At 39.7% G+C, this 20,987-nt stretch carries 22 protein-coding genes and 1 tRNA gene; 17 read left to right on the top strand and 6 right to left on the bottom strand.

The features are described 5' to 3' along the window. Positions 1–47: 47 nt before the first annotated feature. A complete protein-coding gene (gene nadB, locus FTU62_RS04725; RefSeq protein ID WP_180101970.1) occupies positions 48–1,694 on the bottom strand; it encodes an L-aspartate oxidase in 1,647 nt (548 codons plus the stop codon). 228 nt (positions 1,695–1,922) lie between these two features. On the opposite strand from nadB, the gene FTU62_RS04720 reads away from it, so the two are divergent. From FTU62_RS04720 to FTU62_RS04665, 12 genes are all read left to right on the top strand, one after another. Then, positions 1,923–3,305 carry a Do family serine endopeptidase gene (locus FTU62_RS04720; RefSeq protein WP_111883975.1) on the top strand — a complete coding sequence of 461 codons (1,383 nt, stop codon included), beginning with the start codon at positions 1,923–1,925 and terminating at the stop codon, positions 3,303–3,305. Between the two features lie 119 nt (positions 3,306–3,424). After that, positions 3,425–3,874 carry a thioesterase family protein gene (locus tag FTU62_RS04715; protein ID WP_180101969.1) on the top strand — a complete coding sequence of 150 codons (450 nt, stop codon included), beginning with the start codon at positions 3,425–3,427 and terminating at the stop codon, positions 3,872–3,874. A gap of 195 nt (positions 3,875–4,069) precedes the next feature. Next, positions 4,070–5,887, top strand: coding sequence for a translation elongation factor 4 (gene lepA / locus FTU62_RS04710; RefSeq protein ID WP_111883977.1), 1,818 nt, complete (start codon positions 4,070–4,072; stop codon positions 5,885–5,887). 21 nt (positions 5,888–5,908) lie between these two features. After that, entirely contained in the window at positions 5,909–6,736 is an 828-nt protein-coding gene (lepB, locus tag FTU62_RS04705; RefSeq protein WP_180101968.1) for a signal peptidase I, read from the top strand. A 20-nt stretch (positions 6,737–6,756) separates the two neighbouring features. Then, positions 6,757–7,128, top strand: coding sequence for a DUF4845 domain-containing protein (locus tag FTU62_RS04700; protein ID WP_078192003.1), 372 nt, complete (start codon positions 6,757–6,759; stop codon positions 7,126–7,128). Then, positions 7,100–7,798, top strand: a complete 699-nt coding sequence (gene rnc / locus FTU62_RS04695) for a ribonuclease III (RefSeq protein WP_111883979.1) — start codon at positions 7,100–7,102, stop codon at positions 7,796–7,798. Before FTU62_RS04700 ends, rnc begins: the two co-directional genes overlap by 29 nt. After that, positions 7,798–8,826, top strand: a complete 1,029-nt coding sequence (era, locus tag FTU62_RS04690) for a GTPase Era (RefSeq protein ID WP_067765139.1) — start codon at positions 7,798–7,800, stop codon at positions 8,824–8,826. Before rnc ends, era begins: the two co-directional genes overlap by 1 nt. Positions 8,827–8,857: 31 nt before the next feature. Further along, positions 8,858–9,052, top strand: a complete 195-nt coding sequence (locus FTU62_RS04685) for an NF038104 family lipoprotein (protein ID WP_078192000.1) — start codon at positions 8,858–8,860, stop codon at positions 9,050–9,052. 8 nt (positions 9,053–9,060) lie between these two features. Further along, positions 9,061–9,777 carry a DNA repair protein RecO gene (gene recO / locus FTU62_RS04680; protein ID WP_180101988.1) on the top strand — a complete coding sequence of 239 codons (717 nt, stop codon included), beginning with the start codon at positions 9,061–9,063 and terminating at the stop codon, positions 9,775–9,777. A 9-nt stretch (positions 9,778–9,786) separates the two neighbouring features. Further along, positions 9,787–10,512, top strand: coding sequence for a pyridoxine 5'-phosphate synthase (gene pdxJ, locus FTU62_RS04675; RefSeq protein WP_180101967.1), 726 nt, complete (start codon positions 9,787–9,789; stop codon positions 10,510–10,512). Positions 10,513–10,528: 16 nt separating this feature from the next. Beyond that, positions 10,529–11,182: a tRNA-(ms[2]io[6]A)-hydroxylase gene (locus FTU62_RS04670; protein WP_180003242.1), complete on the top strand. Its 654-nt coding sequence runs from the start codon at positions 10,529–10,531 to the stop codon at positions 11,180–11,182. A gap of 136 nt (positions 11,183–11,318) precedes the next feature. Beyond that, on the top strand, positions 11,319–12,143 hold the full coding sequence (locus FTU62_RS04665) for a DUF4198 domain-containing protein (RefSeq protein WP_180101966.1): 825 nt from the start codon (positions 11,319–11,321) through the stop codon (positions 12,141–12,143). Between the two features lie 56 nt (positions 12,144–12,199). On the opposite strand, the gene FTU62_RS04660 is transcribed toward FTU62_RS04665, so the two are convergent. Continuing rightward, positions 12,200–13,273, bottom strand: coding sequence for a hypothetical protein (locus FTU62_RS04660; protein ID WP_180101965.1), 1,074 nt, complete (start codon positions 13,271–13,273; stop codon positions 12,200–12,202). An 87-nt stretch (positions 13,274–13,360) separates the two neighbouring features. Then, a tRNA-Asn gene (locus tag FTU62_RS04655) sits at positions 13,361–13,436 on the bottom strand. A gap of 251 nt (positions 13,437–13,687) precedes the next feature. On the opposite strand from FTU62_RS04655, the gene FTU62_RS04650 reads away from it, so the two are divergent. Continuing rightward, complete coding sequence (locus FTU62_RS04650) at positions 13,688–14,146, top strand: hypothetical protein (RefSeq protein ID WP_180101964.1); 459 nt, start codon at positions 13,688–13,690, stop codon at positions 14,144–14,146. Between the two features lie 51 nt (positions 14,147–14,197). Here the strand turns inward: FTU62_RS04650 and FTU62_RS04645 are convergent, their stop codons facing one another. After that, positions 14,198–14,632 (bottom strand): PaaI family thioesterase, encoded by a 435-nt coding sequence (locus FTU62_RS04645; RefSeq protein WP_180101963.1) that lies wholly within the window; start codon positions 14,630–14,632, stop codon positions 14,198–14,200. 536 nt (positions 14,633–15,168) lie between these two features. Between FTU62_RS04645 and FTU62_RS04640 the strand changes: the two genes are divergently transcribed. Further along, positions 15,169–15,861, top strand: coding sequence for a DUF2711 family protein (locus FTU62_RS04640; RefSeq protein WP_180101962.1), 693 nt, complete (start codon positions 15,169–15,171; stop codon positions 15,859–15,861). 101 nt (positions 15,862–15,962) lie between these two features. Here the strand turns inward: FTU62_RS04640 and FTU62_RS04635 are convergent, their stop codons facing one another. Both FTU62_RS04635 and map read right to left on the bottom strand, forming a co-directional pair. Then, positions 15,963–17,189, bottom strand: a complete 1,227-nt coding sequence (locus FTU62_RS04635) for a pyridoxal phosphate-dependent aminotransferase (RefSeq protein ID WP_111883988.1) — start codon at positions 17,187–17,189, stop codon at positions 15,963–15,965. Between the two features lie 268 nt (positions 17,190–17,457). After that, on the bottom strand, positions 17,458–18,285 hold the full coding sequence (map, locus tag FTU62_RS04630) for a type I methionyl aminopeptidase (protein WP_180101961.1): 828 nt from the start codon (positions 18,283–18,285) through the stop codon (positions 17,458–17,460). A gap of 207 nt (positions 18,286–18,492) precedes the next feature. Here map and rpsB point away from each other — a divergent pair, with 207 nt between their 5' ends. The 3 genes from rpsB (at position 18,493) to FTU62_RS04615 (ending at position 20,940) form a co-directional block, all read left to right on the top strand. Further along, entirely contained in the window at positions 18,493–19,239 is a 747-nt protein-coding gene (gene rpsB, locus FTU62_RS04625; protein ID WP_078190314.1) for a 30S ribosomal protein S2, read from the top strand. A gap of 141 nt (positions 19,240–19,380) precedes the next feature. Next, positions 19,381–20,256, top strand: coding sequence for a translation elongation factor Ts (tsf, locus tag FTU62_RS04620; RefSeq protein WP_180101960.1), 876 nt, complete (start codon positions 19,381–19,383; stop codon positions 20,254–20,256). Between the two features lie 174 nt (positions 20,257–20,430). Beyond that, positions 20,431–20,940: a DUF3465 domain-containing protein gene (locus FTU62_RS04615; protein WP_180101959.1), complete on the top strand. Its 510-nt coding sequence runs from the start codon at positions 20,431–20,433 to the stop codon at positions 20,938–20,940. Positions 20,941–20,987: the final 47 nt, after the last annotated feature.

The following is a 20,987-nucleotide window of genomic DNA, read 5'->3' as shown; positions in this document are numbered from 1 at the left end:
AAAAAAAAGCCGACATCATGTGCGGCTTCTTTTTTAATTTAAAAGTTTTAAGAGACTAACTCAGTATTAACTACAGGGCAATCAACCGTGAAATCGGGTGGACTTAACACCGTTTTACGTAGTTCGTCTGCTTGTTCAGGATAGTCTAAAGTGAAATGCAGACCACGAGACTCTTTACGTTCCATTGCACAGCGCACAATCATTTCTGATACCAATACTAAGTTACGGAGTTCAATCAGATTTTTACTGACTTGGTAATCTTGGTAATACTCGGTGATTTCACGCTTAAGCATTTCAATGCGGTGTAGGGCACGTTGGAGGCGCTTGGTTGTTCTGACAATACCCACGTAGTTCCACATGGTTTGGCGAAGCTCGTCCCAATTTTGCAAAATTACCACGTCTTCATCAGGGTTGGTCACTTGCGAGTCATCCCATTCTGGGACATGAGGCGCCTGATAAGTTCCTTGATGCTGTGCTGTGATATGTGCTGAAGCACTCATACCATAGACAAAACATTCCAGTAAGGAGTTACTCGCCATACGGTTTGCACCATGTAGGCCGGTATAAGAGGTTTCCCCAATGGCATATAGGCCTGGAACATCGGTCTGACTGTTTTCATCGACCACAACGCCACCACAGGTGTAGTGTGCTGCCGGAACCACCGGAATCATTTCTTTGGTAATATCAATACCGAGTTCCATTAAGCGTGCATACAATGTTGGAAAATGTTCTTTGACAAATTCTGCAGGTTTATGGGTGATATCAAGCCAAACATGACGGATTCCTAGACGTTTGATTTCATAATCAATAGCGCGCGCTACGATATCGCGTGGTGCTAATTCGGCACGCTCATCAAAGCGCAGCATAAAGCGTTCACCATCTGGAAGACGTAAATAGGCACCTTCGCCACGCATCGCTTCGGTAATTAAGAAAGAGCGAGCTTGAGGATGGTATAAGCAGGTTGGATGGAATTGGTTAAACTCCATATTGGCAACACGGCAGCCTGCACGATACGCCATGGCGATACCATCACCCGTCGCAATGTCGGGATTTGATGTATATAAATATGCCTTCATGGCACCACCACAGGCAAGGGCAGTGAAGGGTGCTAAAAAGGTATGTACTTTTTCGGTTTTTTCATCTAAAGCATACAGACCGAGAGCACGGTTTTCAGCTTCAGGATTTAATTTTTGTGCCGTGATTAAATCGATTCCAATAAAATTTTCAAAAATATGAATATTGGCTTTTTCTTGCGCACGTTCAACCAATGTTGTGGAAATAGCACGACCTGTGGCATCTGCTGCATGGATAATCCGCCGGTGAGAGTGACCACCTTCACGTGTCAGATGTAACTGTTCTTGGTCGTCTAAAGTAAATTGCACACCCTGATTCAGTAGAAAATCGACAGAAGATTTACCACCTTCAACGGTTTGTTTTACCGCTGCCATTTCACATAAATGCGCACCGGCAATCATGGTGTCATTGATATGCTGTTCAATGGAATCTGTTTTATCGAGGACGGCAGCAACACCACCTTGGGCATAATATGTGCTGGCATCCGTCAGCGTCGATTTAGCTAAAACAGCAATATTAAAATGATCTGGTAGCGATAGGGCTAAACTTAGGCCTGCACCGCCACTTCCCACAATAATTACATCAAATTGATGTATCGTGTTTAAATTAGACATGTCCATCAGCTAATTTTAAAAATGTCCGATCATCACAACTGTTTTTGCCTAAAAACGCAATGACTATAAATTAACTAAATAATGAAAAATATTCATAGATCTGTAATATTTAAGGAATGTTTAAGATTGTTTATCATAAATAATCATCAAACATTTTATTACGAAGCTTAGACTTGCATTGTGATAAAAACTAACGTATTTCAAATGATAAGCACAATTGAGTGAATGCTAACAATGAATAAATCGTATTTACAAAAGGGACTCTATGCAGCTGTGTTTACGGTTGCTAGCGTGCAGACTCAGGCAGCGGGTCCTGTTGATTTTTCCAATTTGGTTGAACAAGTCAGCCCAGCTGTCGTAAGCGTGAATGTGGTTAAAAAGCTTAGTCAAGAAGAGCTTTTGCAGCAACAAGTCCCAGAAATATTACGACGCTTTTTCGGTAATCAGGTGGTTATTCCGCAGCAAAAAATGCCGCAAGAAAAGACCGGTTATGGAAGCGCATTCTTTATTAGTAAAGATGGTTATTTATTGACCAATCACCATGTGGTAGAAGATGCCTCGAAAGTCACCATTGTACTGAATGACCGCCGTGAAATTGATGCCACAGTTGTGGGTAGTGATGAGCGGACTGACGTGGCTTTGTTAAAGGTCAAAGGTTCAAATTTTCCTGAGCTACGCACAGGCAATGTTGACCGTTTACGTGTAGGTGAGCCAGTGTTGGCCATTGGTTCACCATTTGGCTTTGACTATTCAGCTTCAGCAGGAATCGTTAGTGCTAAAATGCGTAATATGATGGGAGAAACCTCGGTTCCATTCATTCAAACCGACGTGGCATTGAACCCGGGTAATTCTGGTGGTCCATTATTTAATCAGTCTGGTGAAGTGGTCGGGGTAAATTCTCGTATCTTTAGTGGTACAGGCGGTTATATGGGGTTATCGTTCTCGATTCCCATTGATGTTGCAATGGATGTTGCAGACCAATTAAAGAAAAACGGCAAGGTAACACGTGCTTATTTAGGCGTCATGCTACAAGATATCGATCGTAATCTTGCAGAGTCTTATAACCTTTCAAAACCAGAAGGTTCTTTGATTACTCAAGTTGCACCAAATTCACCTGCTGCAAAAGCTGGCTTTAAAGTGGGTGATGTCATTTTGAAATTTAATGGCACACCAATTTCACGTACAGGCGAACTGCTGAATTATCTTAATCGTACAGGTCCAAATCAAAGTATTCAGCTTGAAGTACTGCGTGATGATAAACGCCAAAATATTTCAGCAACCTTGATCACAGCACCAGATGATACGCCTGCAAAAGCTGAAACGACATCTGTGAAAAAAGGTCCAGTGATTGGGGTGTCGATCCGCAACTTAAACGCAGATGAATTAAAACAACTGAGTCTAAAAGGCGGTGTCTTGATTCAAGATGTGCGAGCTGGTGGTATAGCTTCACAAGCGAGAATTCAGCCGGGGGATGTTGTCACCCAAGTTAATAATAAAGTCGTAAACAATGCTGAAGATTTTGTGAAAGTTATTTCTGAGTTGAAAAATGGTAGCATTGCACGTGTTTCTTTGATTCGTCAGGGACAGCGTGCGATTGTGGGCATGCGTATTCAGTAATGAGTTACTAAATGAAAACCACTCCAAGCGAGTGGTTTTTTAACTTTAGCGTTTTTGCAATTCACCCTTAGATAAAAATGGGTAGACTGTGGGCCACAATTTAAAATTTGCAGGACGCTATGAGCGATATCTTTGATTTAAAAATTACAGTTCAAGCTGAACATATCGACACATTAAATCATGTGAATAACGTGGTGTACGTCAGTTGGATGCAAGATGTCGCGACAGCACATATTGAAGCTTTGGGTTTAGGCTTAAAAGAATATATTGAATTGAAGCATGCCATGGTCGCTGTTGAGCATCATGTGCAATATCGTAAAGCAGCGCTCGAAGGTGAGGAGATTATTTTACGAACTTGGCTAAATGATATCAATGCATTGTATTCGTTTCGGCAGTACGTATTTTATCGCCCTAAAGACAAAGCGATATTATTTACAGGCAATACACAGTGGGCATGCATTGAAATTGCTACAGGCCGTCCAAAGCGCATGTCGCCAACATTTACCCAAGCTTATCAACCCATCGCAGATAGCATAAATCCGCTTGATTTTAGTGCTTATGATCTCTGAGTTTTAATTGAAACCTCATATTAAAGCGAAGACTAGTTAAGTTCTACACGCAGGATAAGTGCTTAGCATAAAAGCAATGCATTATTTTCGATACTTTGAAAAATCCATCTGCTATAATCCTCGGCAATTTCTATTCGGCTTTTGCTATGCATAAAGAATTGCATGCATAGCGCTTTTATTTTTCCAAGGTAGCCCATGGCGCAAGCTAAAAAATCTGTTGATATAAAAAACATTCGTAACTTCTCGATCATTGCGCATATCGACCATGGTAAGTCGACGCTTGCCGACCGATTTATTCAAACTTGTGGTGGCCTGCAAGATCGTGAAATGCAGGCACAGGTTCTAGATTCTATGGAATTAGAACGTGAGCGTGGTATTACGATTAAAGCTACGTCTGTGACTTTGTATTACACTCATCCTAACGGTGAAGAATACCAACTCAACTTCATTGACACACCTGGGCACGTTGACTTTTCTTATGAAGTTTCACGTTCACTTGCTGCATGTGAAGGCGCATTATTGGTTGTCGATGCTGCACAAGGTGTAGAAGCCCAGTCTGTTGCTAACTGCTATACAGCAATTGAACAAGGCTTAGAAGTCCTACCTGTTTTAAATAAAATCGATTTGCCGCAAGCAGAGCCAGAGCGTGTTATTCAAGAAATTGAAGACATTATTGGTATCGAAGCGACTGAAGCACCTACATGTTCAGCTAAAACCGGTCTAGGCATTGAAGGGGTGCTTGAAACACTAGTCAATGTCATTCCTGCACCCGAAGGCGATCGTAATGCACCATTACAAGCCTTAATTGTTGACTCTTGGTTCGACAACTATTTGGGCGTGGTTTCTTTAGTTCGTATTAAAGAAGGTCGTGTGCGTAAAGGCGATAAAATGTTGATGAAATCAACTGGTCAAACGCACATTATCACCTCAGTAGGTATTTTTAATCCGAAACATACAGAAACTGACATGCTCGAAGCAGGTGAAGTTGGTTTCGTGATCGCGGGTATTAAAGATATTTTTGGTGCTCCAGTTGGTGATACGATTACCTTGGCAACTACACCAGAAGTTGAAAGCTTACCGGGTTTCAAAAAAGTGAAACCACAGGTCTATGCAGGTTTATTCCCAATCGATTCAAGTGAATTTGAACCGTTCCGTGAGGCGCTGCACAAACTGCAAATTAATGACTCAGCGTTGTTCTTTGAACCTGAAAGTTCAGATGCACTTGGTTTTGGCTTCCGTTGTGGCTTCTTGGGTATGCTGCACATGGAAATCGTACAAGAGCGTTTAGAGCGTGAGTATGATCTTGACCTGATTTCTTCAGCACCAACCGTAATTTATGAAGCGGTGATGAAAAATGGTCAAACTATTTACATCGATAGTCCTTCTAAAATGCCGGATGGTTCAACAGTTGAAGATTTACGTGAGCCAATTGCTGAATGTCACATTTTAGTACCGCAAGAATACTTGGGTAATGTGATGACTTTATGTGTTGAACGTCGCGGCGTTCAAAAGAATATGAAGTTTATGGCGAACCAAGTGGCCATTACGTTTGAAATTCCAATGGCTGAAGTAGTGATGGATTTCTTTGATAAATTGAAATCATGTTCACGCGGTTTTGCATCGTTAGACTATAACTTTGTGCGTTTTGAGTCTTCATCCCTAGTTAAGGTGGATGTGTTAATCAACGGTGAAAAGGTTGATGCCTTGGCCATGATTTGCCACCGACAAGATGCACGCCATCGTGGTATTGCACTTGTGGAAAAAATGAAAGATTTGATTCCACGTCAAATGTTCGATGTGGCTATTCAAGCAGCAATTGGCGCGCAAATCATTGCACGTTCAACTGTAAAAGCGATGCGTAAAAACGTATTGGCAAAATGTTATGGTGGTGATGTGTCACGTAAGAAGAAACTTCTTGCGAAACAAAAAGAAGGTAAGAAACGTATGAAGCAAGTGGGCAGTGTTGAAATCCCACAAGAAGCGTTCCTTGCGGTATTGAAAGTAGAAAGATAATAAATAGAGGTTTATGAGCTCATGGATTTTGACTTTAATTTGATCCTTGTTCCTGCCACAGTCATTTTTTTCTTAATTTGGTTGTTGGATAAGTTTGTCTGGAAGCAACGGCAGACCAAAGGTAAAGGGAATGAAAATGTCGTTATCGCATGGGCTTATGATTTCTGGCCGATTCTAGCGATAGTTTTGGTGATGCGTTCATTCTTATATGAGCCATTTAATATTCCATCTGACTCTATGGTTCCAACCTTAGAAACAGGTGATTTTATTGTGGTGAATAAATATCAGTATGGCGTACGTTTACCTATCGTCAATAAAAAAATTCTTGATGTCGGTGAACCTGAGCGTGGTGATGTCATTGTATTCCGTTATCCACCACAACCAACCATCAGCTATATTAAACGAGTGGTCGGTTTACCAGGTGATCATATTATTTACGATCATGGTCAACTGAGTGTGAATGGTCAAAAGGTGGCAAAAGTTCCTGTAGAATTTAGCCGTGAAAAAGATCAACTCGATACACCTGCATCGATTTATCATAAAGAAACCATGGGTAAGCATACGTTTACCATGCGTGAGCTTGAAGGCGTCAATGTTGCGCGCCAAGCACCATTTATCAACTATGTTGAAAATGGTAAATATTCAACAGAAAATGGTTTATATTGGGAAGTTAAGGTTCCTGAAGGTCACTATTTCGCGATGGGGGATAATCGTGATCAAAGTGCGGATAGTCGTTTTTGGGGCTTTGTGCCTGAAGAAAACCTCACTGGACGTGCTTTTTACAAGTGGATGCATAAGGAACCTGGTTTAAAACTGCCTTCATTTAGTCGTAATGGCAGTATTGATTAGTCTTACATCAGGAAAATAAAATGAGACATCAACGGGGAACGTCTTATATTGCAATTTTAATTGCTGTGATTGGTTTCGCTTTTTTAGCTAAAGCTTTAATTGCGGTTTGGGGACCGTATGTTGACGATCGTCTCGTCAACAATGAAATTGAAGAATTGATGAAGAGCAGTCCTAAAAATATTGCTCCGAGTAAGTTTGAGTCACAAATGTCACAGCGTTTAGATATGAATGGTGTACGTGATTTAAATTTTAAAGATATTGCTCAAGTCACTAATGTAGATGGTCTACAAGTGAAAACAGATTATGAAATAAGAAAACCTTTCTTATTGAATATTGATATTGTGTTGAAGTTCGAGAAAAGTTTTGATCAAAGCTCAGTCCAAGCTAAATGAAGCTCGTTTAGCAAGTCGTATCGGTTATCAGTTTAAACAACCTGAATTGTTGCAACTGGCCTTGACCCACCGATCGGTGAGCCATAAATACAATTATGAACGCCTAGAATATCTGGGCGATTCATTATTGGGTATGATAATTGCCAATTATCTGTACCATGCCTACCCGCATGAAAATGAAGGGCGTCTAACGCGTATGCGTGCGACACTGGTTCGTCAGGAAGCGCTAGGAAAAATTGCCAATGACTTAAAACTCAGTCAAGAATTAATCTTGAGTACAGGTGAGTTGAAATCTGGCGGTCATCATCGTGAGTCTATACTTGCGGATACTGTTGAATCGATCATTGGTGCAATCTATGTCGATTGTCAGGATTTAAAAATTCTGGAACCGATTGTTCTTAAATGGTATGTGCCATATTTAGATCATATTGAACCAACTGATCAACTGAAAGATCCTAAATCACGTTTGCAAGAGTATTTACAAGCACGTAAAAAACCTCTCCCGGTTTACGAGGTTGTAGATATTCAGGGTGATGCTCCGAACCAACATTTTAAAGTTGAATGTACAGTTGAAGGGCTCCCTGTTAAATACGGTGAAGGTTCAAGCCGTCGCTTTGCTGAACAGGCAGTAGCGGCAGAAATCTTAGAAATTTTGGAGAAAAAGTCTTAATGACTACTCATTCCGATCACGTAGATGCTGATCACGAGTCGCAAGGCGACAGTAACGATTTAATTAGTCAGTTTTTTAGTGCACAAGGCACTGAAATTCCAGCCGATTTTAAAAGTGGGTTTGTGGCGATTGTTGGTCGTCCAAACGTGGGTAAATCAACGTTGATGAACCATATTTTGGGTCAAAAACTTTCCATTACCTCTCGTAAACCACAGACCACACGTCATAAAATTGTGGGTATTGACTCACGCGAAAAATCTCAAGCGGTATTCGTAGATACCCCGGGGATGCACAAAAAAGAAGTCCGTGCCATCAATAAAATGATGAACCGTGCGGCACATTCTGCACTTCGTGATGTGAACTTAGTTTTGTTTGTGATTGATGCAGACAAATGGACACAAAATGATGATTTAGTGTTAGAAAAGCTAAAAAATGCCGATATGCCAGTGATTCTTGTGATCAATAAAATTGATACGCTAGAAAATAAAAACCATGCATTACCCTTGATACAAGAGCGTGCAAAATTGATGAATTTTGCAGAAATTGTTCCTGTATCAGCATTACGTGGTGCAAATTTAGATCATTTGCGCAGCACGATTGAGAAATATTTACCATTCCAACCACCACTGTATTCACTTGAGCAATTAACGGATCGTTCAGAGCGCTTCCTTGCCTCTGAAATTATTCGTGAAAAAATCATGCGTCAATTGGGTGAAGAGCTTCCTTATGATTTAACCGTTCAAATTGAGTCGTTTAAAACAGAAGAAGCAACAGTTAATCCAAAAACTGGTCGTCCTAAAGCGGCGTGTACCTATATTGATGCGACGATTTTTGTCGATCGCTCTGGTCAGAAGGCTATTGTGATTGGTGAGAAGGGTGCCAAACTGAAGAAAATCGGTATGGATGCACGTGTAGATATGGAAAAAATGTTCGAGCAAAAGATCATGTTGACGCTTTGGGTGAAAGTCAAAGGCGGTTGGTCTGATGATGAGCGTGCATTGAAAAGCTTAGGTTATAGCGATATCTAATCGTTAAATAACAAACTTTGAGGGAAGAGTAATGATGAAAGTATTGGCCGTAGTTGCATGTGTTTTGTTTCTACAAGGGTGTATTCATAAAATCGTTACTGTTCCTGTCAAAGTGGCTTATAAAACCACAAAAGGCGTGGTTAAAGGTACTGCTGCAGTTGTGGGTGCAGTCATTCCAGATGGGGATGAAGATGAAGACGACAAGAAAAAGAAAGACAAGGATTAATATTTCAAATCATGCGTAATGAGATACTGCATGGTTATTTAATTCACCATCGTAAATATCGTGAAAAAAGTCATATTGTGCACTTGTTTACTCAGGAGCATGGTCGAATTGATGGTATTCTCAGGCAAACGCCACCTCCCCAGTATCAACCAATTTGCTTGCAAGCATCTGGTAAGTCCGAACTTAAAAACTTTAGTAAACTCGAAATTGTAAATCAACCGATTTTCTTTTTTGGTGATGCTTTTTTTTCAGGATTTTATCTAAATGAAGTTTTATTGAGGCTATGTCCCTTAGAGGTTGAGATGCCTGAGACATTTGCTCAATATGCACACACCTTGGAAAAACTTCAATGCATGTCTGTCCAGGCCAACCCTGATCTATTCTTACGGCAAATCCTTAGACAATTTGAGCATGTGCTGCTTGAAGAGTTAGGTTTTGCGTTGGATTTTTCAACTGATGCAAATCAACAGCAAATTCAGCCTCATGAAAATTATCAATTTCATTTAAACGAAGGTTTTCAACCTGTCATTAAAGCCTCACGCGCAACATTGTCAGGTCAACATATTTTAAGTATGTGTGATTATGAAAAAGGTGGGGAATTTAATTCTGAACAGTTACAATTACTGTCTAAGTTGTACCGACAAATGATTACTTCCTTGCTTGGCGATCGTCCATTAAAAAGTCGTCAATTGTGGATACAGAATTCTCAAACTCAACGTCATTAGGAAAGAATTATGGCAGCTTTGCTTGGTGTAAATATTGACCATGTGGCAACACTACGAAATGCACGTGGGACAACTTATCCAGATCCTGTGAATGCCGCAATTATTTGTGAGCAAGCGGGGGCGGAAGGGATTACGCTGCATTTACGTGAAGATCGTCGCCATATTAAAGATGATGATGTACGTCGAATGCGTTCTGTATTAAAAACCCATATGAACCTTGAAATGGCAGTGACCAATGAAATGGTTGAATTTGCCAAAGAGATTCAGCCGCATCATGTATGCTTTGTTCCTGAAAAGCGTGAAGAAGTCACGACTGAAGGCGGTCTAGATGTGGTTGGGCATTTTGAAGATGTAAAAAACGCGACTCAAGCACTCGCGGCGATTGGTTGCGAAGTTTCATTATTTATTGATGCTGACTTTGCTCAAATTGATGCAGCAATTGCCTGTGGCGCACCTACGATTGAGTTGCATACAGGTGCATATGCAGATGCTGAAACACCTGAAGCGCAGAAGGTAGAGCTGGAACGCATTATTCAAGGTGCAGAATATGCCGCATCTAAAGGTTTGATTGTGAATGCTGGCCATGGCTTAAATATTGACAATGTCACTCCGATTGCGCGCATTGCGCAAATTCATGAATTGAATATTGGTCACTCGATTATTGCTGATGCTGTATTTATTGGATTGGCACAGTCTGTAAAACAAATGAAAGCTGCGATTAAATCTGCACGTTAATTTTTAAGTAAAGTATATGTCAAATATTGATTATGATGCCCTAATGAAGCCAGTCATTGGCTTCTTGGGGTGTGAAACACCAAAAGCATGGCTAGATGAAGCTTTAAATAATTTGGATATCCTGATGCAGGATCATGCCAATTGTGAAAAGAAAGCAGCAAGTACAGCAATGAATTTGATGTTTCGTTATAGTTTTTTCTCGGATTTACAAATCAAACTGGCACAGCTAGTACGTGAAGAAATGCTGCACTATGAGCAAGTGCTGGAACTGATGGCAAAACGTGGTCAGGAATGGACTGCAATCAGTGCAGGTCGGTATGCAGGTGGTCTACGCAAAGAAGTGCGGACTTATGAGCCAGAAGCGTTAATTGATATCTTAGTGATTGGCGCATTTGTTGAAGCACGGTCATGTGAGCGTTTCTATGCGCTTGCACCACATGTGGATGAAGAGTTGGGGCGTTACTACCGCTATTTACTAAAGTCTGAATCACGCCATTATGAGGACTATTTGGCATTAGCCATGGATGTGGCGATGACCAATAAGCTAAAGAACCCGAAAGAAGATATTCAGATGCGTATTGAGCATATTCGTGAAGTTGAAAAAAATCTGATTAGCAGCCCAGATGATTTATTCCGCTTTCATAGTGGTGTGCCAGTCAAAGCCGCTTGATAAAATAATCCTCCAGAATGGGGGATTTTTTATGCACTTAAAATAAATGATAATAAGAATTATTTACAACATGCTTGAGTGAATCTAAAATGAAACGATCTCTATGAATCAAACAATTTAAGCTCACTTATTTAATATGAAATTACAATTCACTTTACTCTGTATCGCTTTGTGTGCGGTTGGTCAGGCTCAAGCGCATTATCCTTATGTGGCGCCATTAAACTATCAAACATTTAATAATCATAGTGCCATTCTTTCTGGTTTTTATGACAATCCGTTTGTTTCTGAAATAGCCATTAAAAACTTTAATTTCCATGTACATACACCATCAGGTGATAAGCTGCATTTAACAGATGCCGATTGGGTAAAAACGCAAACGGTCAGCAGTTATAGTTTAGAGAATAAGCAAGATGGCACGTATCGTATTCGTGGTGAAAAACAGGGAAGTACAGCGCGTTTTGCTTATGATCAAAAGCAGTGGAAAGCGTTAATCAATGGTATACGTGATCCTCAAAAAACTGCGAATGCAAATGTCATTTATACAGCCGACTTGACTAAAAAGTCGCAAATCAAAAGTATTCAAACGCAGGAAATCATTGAAACTTTTGTATCACGTCGTGTAACGTCTACACAAGTGGTGAATCATTTATATGATGGTTTTGATGTGCAATTTAAAACTCATCCGAATGCCATTATGCAAAATGAGCCAGTACAACTGAAAGTGCTAGATCAGAAAAAAGCGGTTGCGGGTTTGCAGATTGAAATTTTGCAGCAAACGACGGATTACAGCCGTGAAGGAAAGGTTTATAAAACGCTTAAAACTGATCAAGAAGGAAACTTGAATTTAAACCTAGCAGATCGTGGTCAGTATTTACTGAAAATTGACTATCAGCAGCCTTTTGAAATGAAGGGAGACGCATTAAAACGATATAAATATACTTTGAGCTTTAATGTAATCTAAGGGTAGTTAAATGAGAAAAAGCTCTGCGATTTGCAGAGCTTTTTTATGAAAATGATTTAGCTATCTTTAGGTTCAAGATAAAACATCGATAAACCTATCAATAAAATTAAACTGGTTTGGGTGAAGAAGTGTTTATTAAAACCACCATAATATTGCTGCGAATAGCCTGCAATTAGTAAATAACCCGTTAAATAAAGCAATCGATAATATCGGCTCTCAAAACAATAACAGACACTTGCAAAACATAAAATCAGACAACCAATCACCATATAGTGGATATCCCAAATGATGGTGTTGATTACAAATAAAAGTGCTGAAAGTGCGCCGATAGATAAATTACGCAGGCTTTCAAACCCTTGAAAAATGTGCATCAAAGCTAAAATGAAGAGTGGCAATAGAGCAAGTGCATATTTTATTTTCATACTGTTTTGCGTCATGAGCATATAATTCTGCTGTTTCTCAACAATGGGGCTAGTACTGATGCTTAGGCGAAGCCATTGAAGGGTTAAGTGTTCAGGGGTGTTGGCTTTAACTAAAAATTTGAGTGTGGCTTGCGGTGGAATAATATAATTTTCTTGGAAATCATGGCCATAAAACATCCAAGACTTATTGGTTTCCAATGTGTGATATTGCGTATTTTTTTGAGTTGAGATGTTAAAGAGTTGTCCACTTGCATTTAACCCAGCTTTCATACATGGTGTTTCTTTTTCGTGAACAATACATAACGGCAGTACCGAAATTTCAAGATCTTTTCGTGTTTGTTGCTGACCTGCAAAATCAATATGAACATACAGTTGATCAGATTGGTTTTGCAGTGTAATCGGTGTGCTCGCCCAATATTGTCCTTCTGTCATCTCGTTCAATACAGATTCAGATATTTCCGGAATAGTATTATGATTTTGAATCTGCTGAGGTGGAATCAACCATTGTAGGCTGCTGTCAAGAAGGGTGTTGGTTTCACTATTATATAAATTGGGTGGCGTTTTGAAATGTTGCTCAATTTCACTTTCGGGTGTGCAGCTCACCAAATAAATTGCAAATGGGCTGATAAAAATTAAAAGAAAAATGAATGCAGTGAGATAGTGTTTTAAGGCAGTTTTATTTGATTCAGCATCAACTTGAATGAACATTTTTTTATTTTAATGACAATGACTTATAGATTATATGTAAATCATAGGCATTAAAAAAGCCCATTTAAATAAATGGGCTTTAGAATTTGGCTCTCCAACCTGGGCTCGAACCAGGGACCTGCGGATTAACAGTCCGTCGCTCTACCGACTGAGCTATTGGAGAATCTGAATGCGATTATAAGCAGATTTTGAGGAGGGTCAAGCTAAAAATACCAATATGAGAAGAAATGCGTGATAGATGTTTTTTATTTGAACAAAAAGAAGGATTTTTTAGAAAAAATGAATCTTAGGCTTGCAAAGAAAAAATTCAATTGATAGTCTGAATGCAACAACAGAGCGTTTAAACATATGTTTAAACAGTGTGGATTTAAACCCAACTTGCCAGCACTAAAATGGCTAAACAGGAGAAAGCGAATGAATACGCTGACTATTTCTCAGATTTTTTCAAATTTTTCTTTTTATCAAGAAAACTATCTTTCCATTATTAGTAATCAAGAGCAATATCAAACACCTGTCGAAGGTGCATACGTTGACGTTTGGCCTTTGGGTCGACGTGACTTGGCATTGGGTGATTTATTACAACTGTGGTTTAGTGAAAAATGGTTGATCAACGCGCCATGTCATTTACGTTTTGAACATCAAGATGATGGTCGTCGTGTGCCTTTGCAACGCAAGCAAGACTTGTATTTATACCAATTGGCAGGTAATGCATTATCAGGCTCAAATCGTTCTAAAGTATGGTCTTTTTCAGAACAACGGGAACTTCGTGTTGAGTTAGATAGTGCTTTAAAATATTACTGCTTTCAAAAGGGCAGTAATCGCATTGATCTAAGCGAAGGCCAATTAATTCGCGCCTTACATTCAGCAATTTAAGTTTGAATCATCATCTGCTCGCATTGAATTGCGAGCAGAAAAATAAAAATATTAAGGACGTATAATCATGCAAGTTGCAGTTGCATGTGCATAAAGTTTGCCATTGTCATCAATAATTTTCCCTTCAGAAATCCCTAAATTTTTACTGATATTAATTAAATGGCCTATTGCGGTTAAATCTTGATTTTTAGGGATAGGTCTACACATTTTTATATTGAGATCAATGGTGCCATAGCCTATACCAGCTTCTAATGCTGAGTGTACGACACACCCTGTAACTGTATCTAAGACTGTTGCTGCAAAGCCACCATGCACACCACCAAGTGGATTTAAATGGCGCTGATCGGCTTTTACAACAAACTCTACATTACCTTGTTCAATCTTTTTGGGTTGCATTGGAATAATTTCACTAATGCTTGCAGGAGGAATTTTCCCTGCACACATGGCTTGTAGAAGTTGCAGTCCAGTCATTTCTTTTGGGTTCATTGTGCTTTTCCTTTTACTAAGTTTTTAGTTCCTTTTTGGAACTTGATTATTAATAAAACAAAAAACAGCAGATGCGTCAATTAAAGAAAATGAAATGAAGAGTCGATTTGGTAAGACTTATATGTGTAGTACGATGATAGATAGAGCTATTCGTTGCTATAAGAGAGATAGGTTTTATCAAAGTTGTCAAATGACAAGTTGTTTAGCCAATTTTGTGCTGGAAATTCCTTTTATGCTTTTGATTTATTTTGTCAAAGCTTCGAATAGCCCAAAGATATCATTCTATCGATGCTCTTTGGCGATTTAGCCTCAAGTTGTATATACCTTAGTGAAGTAGATAGACTGTGTGACGGAGAAGTGTTCAATTGTCTGTGCTGTATTTAGCCATTATCGGCAGAATGTGGTTTATCGGTGTGCCTTTGAGTTGGCATATTATTTTACCCGAAGTAATTGTCTTCGCCGGAATTGACTTGGTGGTTTGGTCTTCGGCAGGGAAAGGGTATTCTGAAAAACATGAAAATTAGAAGATATAAATCATGAAAGAAAATAATGTATTAACTCCTGAAATTTACGCCTCTTATCCTTATGATGGAAAGATTTTAGAATATTATCAGGGCGTTTTTGAATCGGTGTATATCATTTTGCATCCCTTTTATAAAGCAGTCACATTGGAACTGGAACGTTATAATGTTGAAACGTGGCCTGAAAAAAATGAGTTTATCAAAGGCTGTTATCCAATTGCATGGCATGAAATTTTAAATTTGTCTGAGCTGGAGAATGTCTCTCAAATTGATGTTGCATTAAGGACGATGATTGGCGGAATTAAACAACAATATGAAAATAAAATGTGGGAAAAGCAGGTTCTTGATTTATACAAGAAGAGTGAAATTATTAATCCATGTGATGATGGGTTTATTTCGCCATTTTTAGAAAACCCGCTTTTATATGCATTGAAAGAAATCGGCTATGACTTTTTGCTGACGGTTGATGAGCATGGGATAAATCAACCGAAAAAAATGCAGATTGATTATTTGATCGCAAATGATCTGCTTGACGTATGTAATTACACTGAAGATTATCAGCTTCTATTTGCCACACATTGGGACAGTCACTGTACTTTTTTATGTTCTTCAAAAAAAATCATTGATCAGATTCTAGAAATTCACCCCTTTGAAGGATTCTTCTGTACTCCTAAAACTGAAGTCTATTGGGGACTGCATGAGATTTAAACGATGAGGCTTTTAAATCATCACAATATTAAGCCGTGAAATGTAAACCATAAAAAACCCGCGAATATCGCGGGTTTTTTTGATTTGATCTTTAGATCAAATTATTTTTCAGCAGCAATTGAAGCAATCGCAGCGTCTACGCCTTCGATTGAGTCAGCAGCTTTCTTGATACGTGCAAGTGCATCTACAAGCACTTCGTCTGCAGTTGCATAAGAAATACGCATGTAACCACCTAGACCGAACGCATCACCAGGAACTACTGCAACACCAGTTTCTTCCAATAACCATGCAGAGAATTCTGTGCAAGATTTTAAACCTTTTGCACGAATCAGTGGACGGATGTTTGCGTATGCATAGAATGCACCGTCAGCAGGAAGGCAAGTAATACCGTTGATGTCGTTCAAGCCTTTCACAACTAGGTCGTGACGGCGTTTGAATGCTTCAATCATTGGCTCAAGAACGTCTTGAGGGCCATTCAATGCAGCTTCAGCAGCAACTTGTGAAATAGAAGTTGGGTTTGAAGTTGATTGAGATTGGATTTTTTTCATCGCACCGATCAGTTTAGCAGGGCCCGCTGCGTAGCCAATACGCCAGCCAGTCATTGCATAAGCTTTAGATACACCGTTAAGAACGATTACGCGATCGTAAAGGTCTGGTGCAACTGTTGCGATGTTGTAGAATTCGTCGTCCCAACGGATTGGTTCGTACATGTCATCAGAAGCAACTAAAACTTCTGGGTATTTACGTAGTACGTCAGCTAAAGCAAGCAATTCTTCTTTAGTGTAGATCATACCTGTTGGGTTAGAAGGGCTGTTTAGAACCACTAAACGAGTTTTGTCAGTGATTGCAGCTTCTAATTGAGCAGGCGTAATTTTGAAACGTTGGTCTTCACCACATTTCACGATTACAGGAGTACCTTCAGCAATGATCACCATGTCTGGGTAGCTTACCCAGTAAGGAGCAGGGATAATTACTTCGTCACCTTTGTTTAACAAAGCAAGTGCCAAGTTAAAGAAAGATTGTTTACCACCACAAGAAACCAAGATTTGGTTTGCAGCGTAATCAAGGTTATTGTCGCGTTTTAATTTAGCAATAATTGCTTTTTTAAGACCTGGAGTACCGTCAACAGCTGTATATTTAGTGAAGCCATTGTTGATAGCAGCAATTGCAGCATCTTTGATGTGTTGTGGGGTATCGAAATCCGGTTCACCTGCGCCTAAACCAATTACGTTTTTACCAGCAGCTTTCAATTCAGCAGCTTTGTTAGTAACAGCAAGTGTAGGGGACGGTTTGATGCTATTTACACGATCAGACAGACGTACGTCCACGGCAGTATTCCTTCTTATAGGGATTAAAAAATAAAAAGCACACTATCTTAGCTTAAATGCACAGTAATGGGGAGTGGCAAAATCAACAATGTGCAAAAAAGTGTGATATTCCATCCTAAGCCTATAATTGAGAAAATTTACATTGAGTTACTTAAATTTTTAATCAAATTTTATGGAAAAATCTTAAAGTCACGGATAAAAAAAGGCATAAAAAAGGCCACAATATGTGTGACCTTTTTAATTAAATTTTATACTTCAAATACTTTGCTTATTGAACAAAACGCGATAAATCTTCTTCAGGGCGAGCAGTTAGCACTTCTACACCATTTTTTGTTACAAGTAGCGTGTGTTCGTACTGTGCAGACAAGCTATGATCTTTAGTCACGACAGTCCATTTATCGCCAAGAAGTTTGGTTTTCCAGTCGCCACCATTCACCATTGGTTCAATCGTGAATGTCATGCCTTCTTCTAAGATCATGCCTGTATTTGGTTGACCATAGTGTAAAACTTGTGGTTCGTCATGGAAAACGGTACCAATACCATGACCACAATATTCACGTACAACACCAAAACGTTCTGATTCAACATATTGTTGAATAGCATGGCCGATATCACCCATGGTTGCGCCTGGTTTTACCACCGCCATACCACGGTACATGGCTTCTTGGGCAACTTTGCATAAACGGTTCGCTAAAATAGTGGTTTCACCGCCGACGATGTACATCATGTTGGTATCACCATGGTAACCATCTTTGATCACAGTGACATCGATGTTTAAGATGTCACCTTTTTTTAATTTTTTGCTTTCAGATGGAATACCGTGACACACCACATGGTTCACTGAAGTGCAGATAACGTGCTGAAATGCTGGACGACCCGGCGCAGCGCCATAACCTAAACATGCAGGAATAGCTTCTTGTTTATTGACAATATAGTCATGACAAATCGTATCAAGTTCTAGGGTAGTCACACCTGGAACAATATGCGGTTTGATCATATCCAAAACTTCTGCCGCCAGTCGACCCGCGACGCGCATTTTTTCAATTTCGTCAGGCGTTTTAATTAATCGACTTGGAGCTTCGTAAGTACTGTTCATGATCTCTAAAAACTTTTGGAAATTTGTATGTGACTATGGTATAAATAGCCGCCCGTTTTATCAAATGCTTTTTCGTGAATATCTTTCACGAGCTTTGTGCGATGGGGCAATAAAATCCGCACATATATCGACACATTTCTCTGGGTGCCTTTTTAGGTGGAGAATGCGGGTATATGGAGGCCTAACCCAAACTTTAAGGTAAAGAAAATGGCAGATTACAACGTAAGCATGCGCGACCTTCTTCAAGCAGGCGCACACTTCGGTCACCAAACACGTTTTTGGAATCCAAAAATGCGCGAATACATCTTCGGCGCGCGCAACAAAATTCACATCATCAACCTTGAGCACACTGTTCCTGCGTTAAATGATGCTTTGAACTTTGCTAACAACTTGGCTAGCAAAAAGAACAAAGTTTTGTTCGTTGGTACAAAACGTGCAGCTTCTGCAATCATTCGTGAACAAGCTCAACGTGCAGGTCAACCATATGTTGATCACCGCTGGTTGGGTGGTATGTTGACTAACTGGAAAACTCTTCGCCAGTCAATCAACCGTCTAAAAGACCTTCAAACTCAATCTACTGACGGTACTTTCGCTAAACTTACTAAACGTGAAGCTTTAGAACGTACTCGTGAGATGGAAAAACTTGAACGCGCTCTTGGCGGCGTTAAAAACATGGGTGGTTTACCTGACGCATTATTCGTAATCGATGTTGATCACGAAGCAATTGCAATTAAAGAAGCTAAAAACCTTGGTATTCCTGTTATCGGTATCGTTGATACAAACTCTAACCCAGACAACGTAGACTACGTTATCCCTGGTAACGACGATGCGATCCGTGCAGTTACTCTTTACGCTTCTGCTATGGCTGATGCGATTCTTGCTGGTAAAGAATATGCTCAATCACAAGCAAATGCACAAGCTAAAGGCGAAGAAGCTCCTGCTTCTGAGGCTTAATGCGTTTGACGTAAGCTTGTCATTTTTGCGACACGTGATGGTGGCAAAGTAAGCGTCATGTATGCAGACGGCCCAAGAGACAGCTCTGGGCCGTTTCTGTTCTAAAAAGAATTCATTTTCTACCGTATTTAGGAGATTAACATGACTGCAGTTACAGCAAGCATGGTTAAAGAATTGCGCGATCGTACTGGTCTTGCAATGATGGAATGTAAAAAAGCATTAACAGAAGCGGGCGGTGACATCGAATTAGCGATCGATAACCTTCGTAAATCTGGTCAAGCTAAAGCTGCTAAAAAAGCAGGTAACATTGCTGCTGACGGCGCGATCACTATCGCTCAAGAAGGCAACAAAGCAATCCTTGTAGAAGTGAACTGTCAAACTGACTTCGTTGCTAAAGACGAAAACTTTGCTGGTTTCTCTGCTAAAGTTGCTGCTGCTGCGCTTGCTGCTGGTGTAACTGACGCTGCTCAAATTGCTGAATTGAAACTTGAAGATGGTGCTACTGTTGAAGAAGCTCGTATCGCGCTTGTTCAAAAAATCGGTGAAAACATCCAAGTACGTCGTGCTCAAATCGTTGAAGGCGACAACCTTGCAGTTTACAAACACGGTTTAAAAATCGGTGTTGTAGTTGCATACGCTGGTGATGCTGATACTGGTAAAGGTTTGGCTATGCACATCGCTGCATTCAACCCAGTTGCTGTAAACGAAGCTGGCGTTTCTGCTGAACTTATCGCTAAAGAAAAAGAAATTGCTGAAGCGAAAGCAATTGAATCTGGTAAACCAGCAAACATCGTTGAAAAAATGGTAACTGGTTCAGTTCAGAAATACTTGAACGAAGTTGTTCTTGAGAACCAAATGTACGTTATCGACAACGATAAGAAAGTTGCAGAAGTTCTTAAAGCAACTGGTACTACTGTTGCTAACTTCGAACGTTTCGAAGTTGGTGAAGGTATTGAGAAAAAAGCTGAACTTTCTTTCGCTGAAGAAGTTGCTGCTGCTCAAGCTGCTGCAAAATAATCTCTGATTATTTGTAGAAAAAAGCCCTCGTTTTTGAGGGCTTTTTTTATGGCTGTAGCTTTGCATAGTTCAAAGTAATTTTGACTTTGTGTCGTGTACATTCTTGTTTATAAATTCTATTTTTATCCATATTAATGACTATAATGAGTTAAAAATTTAGATTTAAACTCTCTTATGGCAAACAAAACAAACTTAACCATCGGCGGAATTATTGTTGCGCTAGCAGCAGCTTATTTCGGAATCGATTTACAACAACAAAAAACTGTACCAGTTCAGACGACAGCAGAACAAAACTCACAGCCACAAATAGAATCAGTACAACCTGCAGATGCTCAACAAAAAGGGCAGAGTGCTGAAGATGTTATTGTGCATGCATTTAAAAATAAACTCAGTAATGTTCAGGTTGAGGGTACAGGTCGAGTGAAAGCGGTACTTCGAGATGATAATGAAGGTAGTCGCCATCAAAAGTTCATTTTGACCTTAAATAATGGTCAAACCCTTTTAGTTGCACATAATATCGATCTAGCCCCACGAATTGATAACTTGCAAAAAGGCGATACAGTTCAATTTTACGGTGAATATGAATATTCAGATAAGGGGGGTGTGATGCACTGGACACATCACGATCCGAATGGACGTCATCAAGATGGTTGGTTAAAGCATCAAGGTAAAACCTATCAATAAAAATCACGTAGTCATTTTTAACTTTAGTTATTTAAATGATCATGATT

Source organism: Acinetobacter sp. YH12126 (genome assembly GCF_013418745.1).
Taxonomy (GTDB): Bacteria; Pseudomonadota; Gammaproteobacteria; order Pseudomonadales; family Moraxellaceae; genus Acinetobacter; species Acinetobacter amyesii.
The sequence above is the reverse complement of the archived record's forward strand: the minus strand, read 5'-3'. Positions and strand labels throughout refer to the sequence as shown.